The sequence below is a fragment of the Paenibacillus ginsengihumi DSM 21568 genome, assembly GCF_000380965.1.
Lineage (GTDB): Bacteria > Bacillota > Bacilli > Paenibacillales > NBRC-103111 > Paenibacillus_G > Paenibacillus_G ginsengihumi.
The window spans coordinates 21,498-33,865 of the sequence record NZ_KB905603.1; the positions used below are offsets into that span (position 1 = coordinate 21,498).

General features: G+C 55.9%; 13 protein-coding genes, 1 rRNA gene and 1 riboswitch. Of the genes, 13 read left to right on the forward strand and 1 reads right to left on the reverse strand.

Annotated features, from left to right (window positions below; translation table 11 throughout):
* Positions 1–23: 23 nt before the first annotated feature.
* The 9 genes from gatA (at position 24) to F591_RS0121180 (ending at position 8,264) form a co-directional block, all read left to right on the forward strand.
* Complete coding sequence (gene gatA, locus F591_RS0121140; RefSeq protein WP_019536610.1) at positions 24–1,481, forward strand: Asp-tRNA(Asn)/Glu-tRNA(Gln) amidotransferase subunit GatA; 1,458 nt, start codon at positions 24–26, stop codon at positions 1,479–1,481.
* Between the two features lie 19 nt (positions 1,482–1,500).
* Entirely contained in the window at positions 1,501–2,946 is a 1,446-nt protein-coding gene (gene gatB / locus F591_RS0121145) for an Asp-tRNA(Asn)/Glu-tRNA(Gln) amidotransferase subunit GatB (protein ID WP_019536611.1), read from the forward strand.
* 176 nt (positions 2,947–3,122) lie between these two features.
* Entirely contained in the window at positions 3,123–3,578 is a 456-nt protein-coding gene (locus F591_RS0121150; protein ID WP_019536612.1) for a GNAT family N-acetyltransferase, read from the forward strand.
* Between the two features lie 246 nt (positions 3,579–3,824).
* Positions 3,825–4,427 carry an RNA polymerase sigma factor gene (locus F591_RS0121155; RefSeq protein ID WP_026326788.1) on the forward strand — a complete coding sequence of 201 codons (603 nt, stop codon included), beginning with the start codon at positions 3,825–3,827 and terminating at the stop codon, positions 4,425–4,427.
* The gene (locus F591_RS0121160) at positions 4,378–4,848 is read left to right on the forward strand and encodes an anti-sigma factor family protein (protein WP_019536614.1); all 471 of its coding nucleotides are present in this window, start codon (positions 4,378–4,380) and stop codon (positions 4,846–4,848) included. Before F591_RS0121155 ends, F591_RS0121160 begins: the two co-directional genes overlap by 50 nt.
* A 34-nt stretch (positions 4,849–4,882) precedes the next feature.
* Complete coding sequence (locus F591_RS0121165; RefSeq protein WP_019536615.1) at positions 4,883–5,515, forward strand: hypothetical protein; 633 nt, start codon at positions 4,883–4,885, stop codon at positions 5,513–5,515.
* A gap of 14 nt (positions 5,516–5,529) precedes the next feature.
* Positions 5,530–5,805, forward strand: a complete 276-nt coding sequence (locus tag F591_RS0121170; protein ID WP_019536616.1) for a LiaF transmembrane domain-containing protein — start codon at positions 5,530–5,532, stop codon at positions 5,803–5,805.
* 118 nt (positions 5,806–5,923) lie between these two features.
* On the forward strand, positions 5,924–6,358 hold the full coding sequence (gene perR, locus F591_RS0121175) for a peroxide-responsive transcriptional repressor PerR (protein WP_019536617.1): 435 nt from the start codon (positions 5,924–5,926) through the stop codon (positions 6,356–6,358).
* Positions 6,359–6,518: 160 nt separating this feature from the next.
* Entirely contained in the window at positions 6,519–8,264 is a 1,746-nt protein-coding gene (locus F591_RS0121180) for a glycosyl hydrolase family 18 protein (RefSeq protein WP_019536618.1), read from the forward strand.
* Positions 8,265–8,413: 149 nt separating this feature from the next.
* On the opposite strand, the gene F591_RS0121185 is transcribed toward F591_RS0121180, so the two are convergent.
* Positions 8,414–8,818 (reverse strand): DUF2614 family zinc ribbon-containing protein, encoded by a 405-nt coding sequence (locus F591_RS0121185; RefSeq protein WP_040742232.1) that lies wholly within the window; start codon positions 8,816–8,818, stop codon positions 8,414–8,416.
* A gap of 126 nt (positions 8,819–8,944) precedes the next feature.
* On the opposite strand from F591_RS0121185, the gene F591_RS0121190 reads away from it, so the two are divergent.
* From F591_RS0121190 to F591_RS0121210, 4 genes are all read left to right on the forward strand, one after another.
* Entirely contained in the window at positions 8,945–9,808 is an 864-nt protein-coding gene (locus F591_RS0121190) for a nucleotidyltransferase-like protein (RefSeq protein WP_019536620.1), read from the forward strand.
* Between the two features lie 88 nt (positions 9,809–9,896).
* Positions 9,897–10,041, forward strand: a riboswitch (TPP riboswitch).
* Between the two features lie 86 nt (positions 10,042–10,127).
* Positions 10,128–10,328 (forward strand): sulfur carrier protein ThiS, encoded by a 201-nt coding sequence (thiS, locus tag F591_RS0121195; protein ID WP_019536621.1) that lies wholly within the window; start codon positions 10,128–10,130, stop codon positions 10,326–10,328.
* Between the two features lie 44 nt (positions 10,329–10,372).
* Positions 10,373–11,146 carry a thiazole synthase gene (locus F591_RS0121200; RefSeq protein ID WP_019536622.1) on the forward strand — a complete coding sequence of 258 codons (774 nt, stop codon included), beginning with the start codon at positions 10,373–10,375 and terminating at the stop codon, positions 11,144–11,146.
* Positions 11,147–12,124: 978 nt separating this feature from the next.
* A 16S ribosomal RNA gene (locus tag F591_RS0121210) occupies positions 12,125–12,368 on the forward strand; the annotation flags it as partial.

Below are 12,368 nucleotides of genomic sequence, written 5' to 3' on the forward strand. Positions count from 1 at the left end.
ATATTTGAAGGGAGGATACAGGTTTGCCGCTGTTTGACTTAAGATTGCAGGAAATTCATAACAAGCTTCGCAACGGCGAGATTTCGGTAACCGATCTGGTGGACGAGTCTTATCGGCGAATCGGCCAGGTGGAGGATAAGGTCAAGGCTTTTTTGACGCTGGACGAGGAGAGGGCGCGCGCCGCCGCCGCCGCTCTGGACAAGCGCAGAACGGACGGGGAGCCGAAGGGGCTGCTGTTCGGTCTGCCGATCGGCATTAAGGACAATATCGTCACAGAGGGTGTCGTGACGACTTGCGCCAGCCGTTTTTTGAGCAATTACAAGCCGGTCTACAACGCCACGGTGGCGGCGAAGCTGCAGGCTGCCGATGCCGTATCGATAGGCAAGCTGAATATGGATGAGTTCGCTATGGGCGGCTCCAACGAGAACTCGGCTTTCCATCCTACATATAATCCCTGGAATACAGAATACGTCCCGGGCGGCTCGAGCGGCGGCTCGGCGGCAGCCGTTGCGGCCGGCGAGGTTTACTTCGCGCTCGGCTCCGATACCGGCGGCTCGATTCGCCAGCCCGCGTCCTACTGCGGCGTCGTCGGATTGAAGCCGACCTACGGGCTCGTGTCCCGCTTTGGCCTGGTGGCGTTCGCCTCGTCGCTCGACCAGATCGGCCCGCTGACCAAAAACGTGGAGGACAGCGCTTATTTGCTGCAGGCGATCGCCGGACACGATCCGATGGACTCGACCTCGCTGAAGGCGGACATTCCGGATTACGTCGGCGCGTTGACCGGCAATATAGAAGGCCTGCGCATCGCGGTGCCGAAGGAATACGTCGGCGAAGGCGTCGATCCGAAGGTGAAGGACGCGGTATGGACCGCGCTCAAGGTGCTGGAAGGATTGGGCGCCGTCGTCGAGGAAGTGTCGCTGCCGCATACGGAATATGCCGTTGCCGCCTACTACCTGCTCGCTTCCTCCGAGGCGTCCTCCAATCTCGCCCGCTTCGACGGCGTGCGCTACGGCGTGCGGGCCGACAACCCGAGCAATCTGATGGACGTGTATTTGAAATCGCGCAGCGAGGGCTTCGGGGCGGAAGTGAAGCGCCGCATCATGCTTGGAACGTATGCGCTGAGCTCCGGTTACTACGATGCGTATTATTTGAAAGCGCAGAAGGTGCGCACGCTGATCAAGCGGGATTTCGAGCAGGTGTTCGAGCGCTATGACGTCATCATCGGGCCGACAGCGCCGACGACGGCGTTCAAAATCGGCTCGCAGACGGACGATCCGTTGATGATGTATTTGAACGATATATTGACGATTCCGGTTAACCTTGCCGGCATTCCGGCCATCAGCGTGCCGTGCGGATTCGCAGACGGTATGCCGGTTGGACTGCAGATCATCGGCAAGGCGCTGGACGAGTCGACTATTTTGAGGACGGCCCACGCTTATGAGCAGCATACGGAGCACCATAAGCGCCGCCCGCAGCTTTGACAGAAAGGAGCCACCCGAATTGACGGCAACCGCCAACAAATACGAAACGGTCATCGGACTGGAAGTGCACGTGGAGCTTCATACGAAATCGAAAATTTTTTGCGGCTGCTCCACCGCCTTCGGAGCTCCGCCGAATACGCATACGTGCCCGATCTGCCTGGGCCACCCCGGCGTGCTTCCCGTGCTGAACAGGCAGGCGGTGGAATTTGCGATGAAGGCGGCGCTCGCCTTGAACTGCACGATCAGCAAGGAGACGAAGTTCGACCGCAAAAACTATTTTTATCCCGACTCGCCGAAGGCTTACCAAATCTCCCAATACGACAAGCCAATCGGTCTTGGCGGCTGGATCGAGATCGAAGTCGGCGGCCAGACGAAGCGGATCGGCATCACGCGGGTTCATCTGGAGGAGGATGCCGGCAAGCTGACGCACATCGACGGCGGCCGCGCCTCGCTCGTCGATTTCAACCGCGTCGGCACGCCGCTGATCGAGATCGTCTCGGAGCCCGATATTCGCACGCCGGAAGAGGCCCGGCTCTACCTCGAGAAGCTGCGGGCCATCATGCAGTACTGCGACGTCTCGGACGTCAAGATGGAGGAAGGCTCGCTCCGCTGCGATGCCAACATCAGCCTCCGTCCTTACGGCCAGCAGGAATTCGGCACGAAGACCGAGCTGAAGAACATGAACTCGTTCCGCGGCGTGCAGCGCGGCTGCGAATACGAGGAATGGCGCCAGGCTGACGTGCTGGACAGCGGAGGAAGGGTTATTCAGGAGACGCGGCGCTGGGATGAGGCGCAAGGCAAAACGATTTCCATGCGCAGCAAGGAAGAGGCGCACGATTACCGCTATTTCCCGGACCCCGACCTGGTAACCTTGCACATCGACGACGCCTGGATCGATCGGGTGCGCGCGTCGATTCCGGAGCTGCCGGACGCCCGCAAAAGCCGTTACATTCGCGACTACGGATTGTCCAGCTATGATGCGGAGGTAATCACCGCTTCCATGGCGCTTGCCGATTTCTTCGAGGAGAGCTTGAAGTATACGAAGGACGCCAAAGCGGCGGCCAACTGGATCATGGGCGACCTGCTGGGCTATCTGAACGCGAACAATCTGGAGCTTTCCGAGGTGCGGATGACCGGACAGGGGCTCGGCGAAATGATCGGCCTGATCGAGAAAGGGACGATCAGCGGGAAAATCGCCAAAACGGTCTTCAAAGCGATGCTGGAGACAGGCAAAAGCCCGCAGACGATCGTCGAAGAGCAGGGCCTTGTCCAGATCAGCGACGAAGGCGCCATTCTGGCGATCGTGGACAAAGTGATCGAAGCGAACCCGCAGTCTGTCGCTGATTACAAGGCGGGCAAAGAGAAAGCGATCGGCTTCCTGGTGGGCCAGGTCATGAAGGAGACGAAGGGCAAGGCGAATCCGGGGCTTGTGAACAAGCTTATTATCGAACGGTTAAAAGCCTGAATGATTCGCGGGGCTAACTGTGAACCCCGTAAACTATCGCGCCGGACAGCGGCGGCGAACGAAGCCTGAGCGGTTCCCTGTACGGGAGAAGCTCAGGCTTCATTCGCGCTTGATTGTCAGCGCTATCATCCCGTATTGCCGCCAATCGCTTTAGTGAAGACAGGAGGGCCTTACGCATGACGATTCGCCAGCTCGATCTGGACGATCTGCATGAGGTGCTTGAGGTTTTGTACCTGCAGCAGAAAGCTTATCGCGTGGAGGCGGAGCTTATCGGCTTCGAGGAGATCCCGCCTCTGATGGACACGCCGCAGTCGATCCGGCAATCGCGGGAGACGTTCTTCGGCTGCTTTAGGAACGATAAGCTGGCGGGAGCGGTTGCCTGCAAGCAGGAAGCCAGGGAGCTGATCATTACCCGGCTGATGGTCGATCCCGTTTCTTTTCGCCAAGGGATTGCAAGCCGCCTCCTTCGGCATGTCGAGAAGCTCGCGCTTCCCGGCATGCGTCTGCAGGTGTCGACAGGCGTGCAAAATATTCCCGCTATCCGGCTCTACGAAAAGCACGGCTTCGAAGCGTACCGGGAGATGGAGATCGCCCCCGGCGTGATCTTGACGATGCTGCAAAAAATCGTATGATCTATGGCAGTTTGCCAAATGCGGACGGCACCCGCCGTTCGGCCTGTCCGATATCGCCTCTGATTCGTCCCGGCTTTGCCGCCGAATCGGGGGCGTTTTTTTCTATAATTAGGAAGGCTCGCGCGGACCGATGAAAGCAAGCGATTCATGATACAATGAACATTGGAGAATTTGAAGGGATTGGCGAAGCGGCATCGTCTAATCTAAATGAAAACAATCCTGCAGGCATGGGCGGTGAGGCGAACGATGGAACCATTGGCGGACGAAGCGCTGGTGGAACGGCTCCGGCAAGGCGATGAGGAGGCGTACCGGCGCTTGGTCGAACGTCATAAGCATTACGTATATACGCTCGTTTACCGCATGGTAGAGCACCGCGAAACCGCCGAGGATATTACGCAGGAAGTGTTTATCAAGCTGTATCGTTCCCTTGCCAGCTTTCGCGGAGATGCCAAATTCACAACGTGGCTCTATCGGGTGACGGTGAACCTCGTGTCCGATTATCGGCGATCGCAGCGGCGCAAGCCGTATGAGGCCATTTTGGACAAAGTCAAAGGGTGGTTCGCGGACCGTTCGGCGGAGCCCGAGGCGAGGGCGCTGCGGAAGGAAGAGCAGGAAACGATGCAGAGGCTGCTGTCCGAGCTGCCTGACAAATACCGCTTGATTCTGTATTTGTACCACTACAAGCAGCTGTCTTACCAGGAAATATCGGAAGTGACCGATTTGCCGGTAAAGACGGTTGAGACGAGGCTGTACCGCGGCAAATCGCTGCTTAAGCAAAAATGGCTGGAGGTGAGAGGACATGAACAGCATGCATCCGGACGAACGTCAGCTGCAAAGGTTTTTAAATAATCAAGTATCGGAATTGGAATGGAAGCGGCTGCGCAAGCATCTGAACAGCTGTCCCGGCTGCTTCGCCAAACTGCGCGATTTCCTGAAGCTGGAGATGCTGCTGGACGATATGCCGCTCTGCAAGGCGCCCGACGGATTGACCGAGCAGATCATGGAAGCGATCCAATCCGGCCCGGCGGGAGCGTCCGAAGGTGCGCCGTCCGGCGAGGAGCAACGTTCGGAGCGCAGCGCGAGCGGCCTTTCGCGCCGCGAGCTGTCCAACGGCTTGGTGGCCGCGGCGGCTACCTGGCTGTTCGTGTCCACAGGACTCTTAGGCAGGCTGCTGTCGTTCGACGCTAACGGGATCGGCACGGGAATACGGCAATCGGCCGAGCAATTGGCTTACTTGATCGAGTCCGTATCGCGCCAGCTGCTTTTATAATTTTGAACGAACATAAATTGGAGGCGGCAAGTCGATGAAAGATCCGTACGAAGAGACCAATGAAGCGAAGGTAGATCCGGAGGAGGAATTTTTAAAGGAAAGGCTGCGGCGTTGGGGAGGAGGGTATAGGCAGCCGTTCGACCCGTTTATGCCGAGAAGACCTTACAAAAGCAAGTGGGTGGCAGGCCTTCTCTCGTTTATCATTCCGGGTACGGGCCAATTCTATTTGGGGCTGATGCAGCGGGGAGTCACGATTATGCTGCTCCTTGCCCTCAATATCGTCGCGATCGTATTTACGGGGCTTCACGCAGAGACGAACATCCCGCTGATCGTGCTGTTTTCGCTGATGATTCCGGTGATTTACTTCTATAATATTTTCGATGCGCTGCAGCAGGCTGACCGTATGAATGGCAGCCCCGGCGCCGGGGGCTACGAGGACTGGTACGCAGGCCCGGGGACGGTCCCGGCGGGGCGGGCGAACAAGCCAATGGGCGGCAAAGGCAGCCTCGGGTACGTGCTGATTGCCGGAGGGGTGTTGCTCTTTATGATCAGCAGCAAGCCGCACTGGCTGAACAAGGCCTTCGAGTTTCTCGGCTCGTCCGTCGGCGCGGTCCTGCTCATTGTGATCGGCGTTTACCTGTTTTTTAAAGAATCGCGAAAACCGTAAGGAGGGGATTCCCGATGCTGAAGGCAGGCCGCTATACCGCCGCCATGCTGCTTATTCTCGTAGGCGCGGGAGCGATCGCAGATCAAATCGCGGGAACGCAGATCCTGCCTCTATTGGCCGCATGGTGGCCGCTGCTTTTTGTACTGCTTGGCGCAGAATGCCTCTGGCTGAACCGGCGTTACAAGGATAGCGGCCGTCCGGTCCAGCTCGATATTATCGGCGTCGTCGTTGCCATAGCGGTTGCGGCTGTCGTGCTTGCCGTCCGGAATGCGGCCGGCCTCAACTCCTGATGAGCCTGTCGATCGGCGGGGGTGCAGGCGGCTAACATTGACAATCGTTCCGGCTTCGGCGTAAAATATATGGATACGAAAGGATTCCTTCGCTAGAGAGCAAGGGCGGTGAGACCGGATGACATCCCGATTGGAACAGGCATTGGAACATCTCAAATCGAACGGGGTACGCATGACGCCCCAGCGAAACGCCATACTGTCGTATTTGTTGAACACCATGTCGCATCCGACGGCAGACGAAATCTATAAGGCGCTATCGCCGCGTTTTCCCAACATGAGCGTAGCTACGGTATACAATAATTTGAAGGTGTTTATCGAAGCAGGTCTCGTCCGGGAAATGACCTACGGAGATCAATCGAGCCGATTCGACGCCGATCTGTCGGATCACTATCATGCGCTCTGTGAAGAGTGCGGCAAGCTGGTCGATTTTGCTTACAAGCCGCTCGACGATCTGGAGAAGACGGCGGGAGAGCTGACCGGATTTAAAGTCAAGAGCCATCGTCTGGAGGTTTACGGCACATGCTCCGACTGCGCCTCGAAGGCGAAAGCGTAACGGCTTGGCGGAGCCTATCGGGGAGGGCGATTTGCCGTACTTTGGGACGAGTACAGGATCGAGGGATGGATAATGGACGTGTCTGGCGTCGGCTGGCCAAGGTAGGCGAGAGACGCGCAGGACGTCCTTTTTTAGTTATATCAATTCATGGGGAGAATCGATGAAACCGAGACTGAATCGAACGCAACGTCAGATGAGGCGGAAGGGACGCAAGCGGCCGTTGCTGCTTCTGATGCTGGGGATACTGGCGGGAACGGCAGGCGCTTATGCATGGAAGGAATATGTTCCGAACTGGCGGCACGAAGCGCCGGATTTTGGCGGCAACGGGAAGCCGGTGTTTTATAACGGGGAGATGCTGGAGCAGCCGGCGATCGGGCAGCAGGATTCGTTGAAGCTTTCTTTCGATTTGGTCAAGGAGTGGATCGATCCGGCAATGATTCATGAGCCCGAAACCGACTCCACCATCATTACGACGGAAGATAAGGTCGTTCGTCTCAGGACGAGCGAGCTGACGGGCATGATCAACGAGAAGCCGATCAAGCTGCAATTTCCTCTCGAAAAGACCGCTGAAGGCAAGCTGTATTTGCCGGCAGATCCGCTCAAGGAGCTGTACGGTATCGAGCTTCGCGAATCGCCGGAGACCGGAGCCGTGCTGATGTTCAAGGAAGGCGATGCGATCCGTTGGGGACGCACCGCAGTGTATGACGATAAGCCGGCGAAGACGATCCCGATGCGAAAAGCGCCCGACATCAAGGCGCCGATCCTGGCCGACTTGAAGCAGGACGAAGAGCTGATCGTATGGGGCGAGGAGGGCGAATGGCTGCGCGTTCAACTAGGCAACGGCCACCGCGGCTTCGTGCGGAGCCATCAGATTACGGACCTGCGGGAGGAAGTGATTCCGCAGCAGGAGCCCAGGAAGAAATACGATCCATGGAAGCCCAAAAACGGCGAGAAGATCAATCTGACCTGGGAGCACGTCGTGTCCAAAAATCCGGATACGGCCAAAATTCCCGCGATGCCCGGCCTGCACGTCGTAAGCCCCACGTGGTTCCATCTGCGCGATGGCGACGGAAATCTCAGCAATCTGGCCAGCGCCGAGTACGTCAAGTGGGCCCACAGCCGAAATTACCAGGTATGGGCGCTTTTTAGCAACGGCTTCGATCCGGAACGGACGACCGAAGCTTTGGCCACCTACGATTCGCGCATGAAGATGATCAAGCAACTGCTCGCTTTTTCCGAGCTGTATTCGCTTCAGGGCATCAATATCGATTTTGAAAATGTAAACATCGACGACAAGCAGAAGCTTGTGCAGTTCGTCAGGGAATTTACGCCGCTCGCTCACGAGCAAGGGCTGGTCGTATCGATAGACGTCACGCCGAAATCGACCAGCGCATCGTGGTCGATGTTCTATGACCGCCCGGCGCTGATTGAATCTGTCGATTATATGATGCTGATGGCATACGACGAGCACTGGGCCACGAGCCCGAAGGCCGGCTCCGTCGCTTCTCTGCCATGGGTGGAGAACTCCGTCCGGCGGCTGCTGGAGGAGGACGGCATTCCGCCCTCGAAGCTGCTCCTGGGGGTGCCCTTCTACACGCGCGTCTGGACGGAGGAGAAGCAAGATGGAAAGACGAAGGTATCTTCGCGGGCGATCTATATGGATACGGCGCAAAGGATTATTCGGGAAAAAAACTTAAAGACGACGTTCGATAAGGCTGCCGGGCAAAATTACGTCGAGTACGAGGAAGACGGCAAGCTGCACAAAATTTGGCTGGAGGACGAGGTGTCGGTGAAAGCGAGAATCGACCTTGTTCATAAGTACGATTTGGCCGGCATTGCCTCTTGGCGCCGCGGTTTTGAGAATCCGCAAGCTTGGCAGTGGATCGACGACACCTTGCAGCCTTGAGCTGAACCTGACAGCAAAGCCTCCGCACCGCTTGAAGCGGCCGGAGGCTTTGCTTGTCTTGGCAAGCGCCGCGCCGAACCTGTTGCCCGGGCGTGCGGCGGTTGCGCGCTTGCGCAGGTTCGGCGCGGCGCGATATGCGGCAGGGCGGCCTATCGAGGCGTATGCGCTGTATTCGTCTCGAGTCCGGCATCGCCGGCAGGGGGAGCGGGAGCATCTCCGCTGTCCTTGGGAGCGTGCTTCGGGTCGAGGGAGAGAATGGTCTTGCAGTACATACAGCGGTCTGTCTTGCCGAGCATCTTGGTCATCCGGTCGCATTCCGGACATTGCACGACGGTAGCGCTCGTCGACAGCATGCCGGCCGCAAAGTAGACGCCCATGCTGCACAGCATGGCAATCGCTCCGATCGCTGCGCAAAATACGGCGAACCATCGGCCGACGGTTCCCCAATCGAAGACGATGCCTGCAAGGCCGACGATCATCAGCAGCATGCCGCCCATCGTTAGCAACAATCCCCATAAACGGAACTCATTGACTTTACTGGACTTAAATATCATGCGCCTCACTACTTTCAATTGAAGGAATGTGAAAATTGTCTCATTTCTTTGCAGGAAACCGGTTGTTCGTGTAGAAGTAGAAAACACAAACAAATGTTTCATAAGCCGTAAGGGGGCTTGAGAGTCGTGGACTCTGTGAACGATCGAACGATAGAGAAATACCGTGCGGACCAGCGTGTGATCGGCGTAGCGGGAATGGCGAAAGCATTCCCTTATTTCCCGTTGTCCGACGGATTCGATCTGCTGCTGATCGTTAGCCGCGATGCCGGCTGTACCGGTCAACAATATCATTATATAAGAGACAACCGCCGCATACAAGAAAGATGGATCAGCAAGGATAAGCTGGAACGCTGGATTCTCGACGGCACGCAGGCAGAAGCCGTTCATTGGATCGCCAAGGGAGAGATTTTGTTGGACCGCGATATGTATTTGGAGACTTTACGCCGGGATGTGCTCGATTGTCCTGAAGCTTTGCGGAACCGTAAGCTGCTGAACGAGTTCGCCAAATTTTTGCGAAGCTACATGTATGCCAAGGAGTACAATCAGCAGGACCAATCTCTCGATGCGTACAATTGTATCCTTGATGCCATCCATTCCTGGGCGCGAATCGCTGTGATCGAAGAAGGCGTCTATCCCGAGCCGATGATCTGGCGCCAGGTCAAAACGATCAATCCGGGCGTCTATAAATTGTACGAAGAATTGACCTTGAGCGGCGAGACATTGAAGCAGAGGATCGAGCTGGTGCTGCTCGCTTGCGAATTTTCCGTTATGTCCAAGGTGAAGGAATGCTGCAAGCCGCTTCTGGAACTGCTGGCGGGGCGGGAGCAGGCGTGGAGCCTGGAGGAACTGAGGCAAGAATCGGTCATGTCCGAGATTCAGGACGAGTTGTCGCTGCTCATGAGTGCCCTCGTCAAAAAATCGCTGGTCAAAGAAATTGCATTTGCGATGAATGACGATGTGTCCGAGCTGGAACTGCGCTATACGAGATAAGAAGTATACGAGATAAAAAGCAAAAGTAGATTCGTATAACCCAGGTTCCGATTCTTATGGTATAATACTGTATGTGATATTCATGATATTTATCCACTAGGGGAGCCCCAGGAAGCGGGGCTGAGATAAAGAAGCGCTAATTCTTTGACCCTTAGAACCTGAATGCGCCGCAGCTTGCAGGAAGTGCGGAGCGCCTGGATCATACCAGCGTAGGGAAGTGGTTTCTTGAACGGGAACGCCATGTTTCATGCGCGTGTTCACGAGGCCGGCCCTAGGGTCGGCCTTTTTTTGATGCATATTGCTTGAGGGAGGTGAGGTTATGCGGCTCATCGTGAACGGAGAAGAGAGGGAAGTAGCGGGGGTTGCGACGGTAGCGGAGCTGCTGGCTGCATTCAAATTGGAAGGCAAAATTTTGGTTGTGGAGCTGAACAAGCGGATTATTGAGCGCAATGCTTATAGCGAAACCGGTCTAAGCGACGGGGACCATATTGAAATCGTCCATTTTGTCGGCGGAGGCTGACCTGTTTTTTGCAAAATCATTCATTATTTAAGGAGTGGCTTGACATGAACAGCGCGTTGAAAATCGGACCATACGAGTTTAAGTCCCGCTTGTTGCTGGGAACGGGCAAATTCGCTTCTCTGGATGTACAAAGCGAGGCGGTGAAGCGTTCGGGCGCGGAAATTTTGACTTTTGCCATTCGGCGTTTGCCTATCGATAATCCGGATGCCCCTAATTTTTTGGAGACGCTCGATTTGAAGCAGTTTACGCTGCTGCCCAATACGGCAGGCGCGTATACCGCGGAGGAAGCGGTGCGCATTGCGCGGCTGGCCAAAGCCTCCGGTCTGTGCGACATGATCAAGGTCGAAGTCATTGGCGATCCAAAGACGCTGCTGCCTGATCCGATCGGCACGCTGGAAGCGACCAAAATTTTGGTCGATGAGGGCTTTATTGTGCTTCCGTATACGTCGGACGATCCGATTCTGGCCCGCAAGCTGCAGGAGGCGGGGGCGGCGGCGGTGATGCCGGGCGCATCCCCGATCGGTTCCGGACAAGGGATTGTCAATCCGAATAACCTGCGGTTCATCATCGAGGAGGCGAAAGTGCCGGTGATCGTGGATGCAGGCATTGGCGGCCCGGCCGATGCGGCGCTCGCTATGGAGCTGGGGGCTGACGCTGTGCTGCTCAATACGGCGGTTTCCGGCGCGAAGGACCCGGCTTTGATGGCCGAGGCGTTCAAATTGGCCGTCCAGGCGGGACGGTTCGGTTATTTGGCAGGCAGAATCCCGAAGAAACGCTATGCTTCCGCGAGCAGCCCGGCAGAAGGCATGATAGAATAGGCGCCTGTGACGGGCGAATCCGGATTCTCGGCCGCCATGAAGATTCGCTGACGTTGCCGAATGATACGGATAAGTCCGCTGCCGCAGGAATGGGCGGTTACCCAATAAGAGGAGCAGTTCCTTGAGATAGGGGCTGCTCTATCTTTTTTTGAAAATAGTCTGGAACACGCGCCGCTTTTTAGCGTGCGAATTCGTGTTAGCGTTCAGATTCCGCATGAGCGTGCGAATTCCATGTTAGTGTTCGGACCCCGCATAAGCGTGCGAGCTCCGCGTTGGCGTGCCCCTTCCCGGGCACATGAGGCGACAAATCCTGCAAAAAATGCAACATTTTCCGTCCTCTTCGCACAAGGAGGAGGGGAATGTTGCATTTTGTGCAACAATTTTTGGGGGATTGGCTTCAAACGCGGGAACATCGCCCGAAATGTTGCACATTTTACAACATTGAGCCGCAAATAGGGTTTATCGCCCCGTTTTTGTTGTACAAAATACAACATTTGCTGGCTCTCTCCCCGAAAATTTGGCGGTAATCCACGGGCCAAAATTTCAGGTACCGCAGGTAACGGCGGACGAGGGAAGGAATCGCTCGTCATAAGCGTCTATTTTCTGCCCTTCATAGTACTTGTATGGAGAATTTTCGACTGTTTATGACAAATTTCATATTTCTGCTTGACTTTCTTTTCGAGGATGTGGTAGATTAGTCTTCGCCGCTTCAAGTGAAGATATCCAAAATGATGCAAGTAAAAATATGGTCTTAAAAAAATACTTGCATTGAGGTAGGCGAATGTGATATATTAAGAAAGTCGCCGCTAAACAAGGTGACGATAAAGCGAGAAGCTGGGAAGCAGCGATGCAACTGGCTTCACAACAGAACTTGTCCTTTGAAAACTGAACAACGAGCAAGTGTTTGTGCGACTTGAAGCAAGTCAAAGCCATGAGCTGAATCAGCATCCAATCCCCTTTCCGGGGTAAAAGCAATATTTATTGGAGAGTTTGATCCTGGCTCAGGACGAACGCTGGCGGCGTGCCTAATACATGCAAGTCGAGCGCTGGATGATTTCCTTGGGGGAATTATCCGGAGCGGCGGACGGGTGAGTAACACGTAGGCAACCTGCCCGGAAGACCGGGATAACTACCGGAAACGGTAGCTAATACCGGATAGGTGGCTTCTTCGCATGGGGGAGCCAAGAAACGCGGAGCAATCTGCGGCTTACGGATGGGCCTG

Bases quoted from the DNA above. Each gene is read 5' to 3' on its own strand.
- F591_RS0121185 (WP_040742232.1), bottom strand. From the start codon at position 8,818: ATGATATTTAAGTCCAGTAAAGTCAATGAGTTCCGTTTATGGGGATTG.
- perR (WP_019536617.1), top strand. From the start codon at position 5,924: ATGACATCCCGATTGGAACAGGCATTGGAACATCTCAAATCGAACGGG.
- F591_RS0121160 (WP_019536614.1), top strand. From the start codon at position 4,378: ATGAACAGCATGCATCCGGACGAACGTCAGCTGCAAAGGTTTTTAAAT.
- F591_RS0121180 (WP_019536618.1), top strand. From the start codon at position 6,519: ATGAAACCGAGACTGAATCGAACGCAACGTCAGATGAGGCGGAAGGGA.
- F591_RS0121165 (WP_019536615.1), top strand. From the start codon at position 4,883: ATGAAAGATCCGTACGAAGAGACCAATGAAGCGAAGGTAGATCCGGAG.
- F591_RS0121150 (WP_019536612.1), top strand. From the start codon at position 3,123: ATGACGATTCGCCAGCTCGATCTGGACGATCTGCATGAGGTGCTTGAG.
- F591_RS0121155 (WP_026326788.1), top strand. From the start codon at position 3,825: ATGGAACCATTGGCGGACGAAGCGCTGGTGGAACGGCTCCGGCAAGGC.
- F591_RS0121200 (WP_019536622.1), top strand. From the start codon at position 10,373: ATGAACAGCGCGTTGAAAATCGGACCATACGAGTTTAAGTCCCGCTTG.
- F591_RS0121170 (WP_019536616.1), top strand. From the start codon at position 5,530: ATGCTGAAGGCAGGCCGCTATACCGCCGCCATGCTGCTTATTCTCGTA.
- thiS (WP_019536621.1), top strand. From the start codon at position 10,128: ATGCGGCTCATCGTGAACGGAGAAGAGAGGGAAGTAGCGGGGGTTGCG.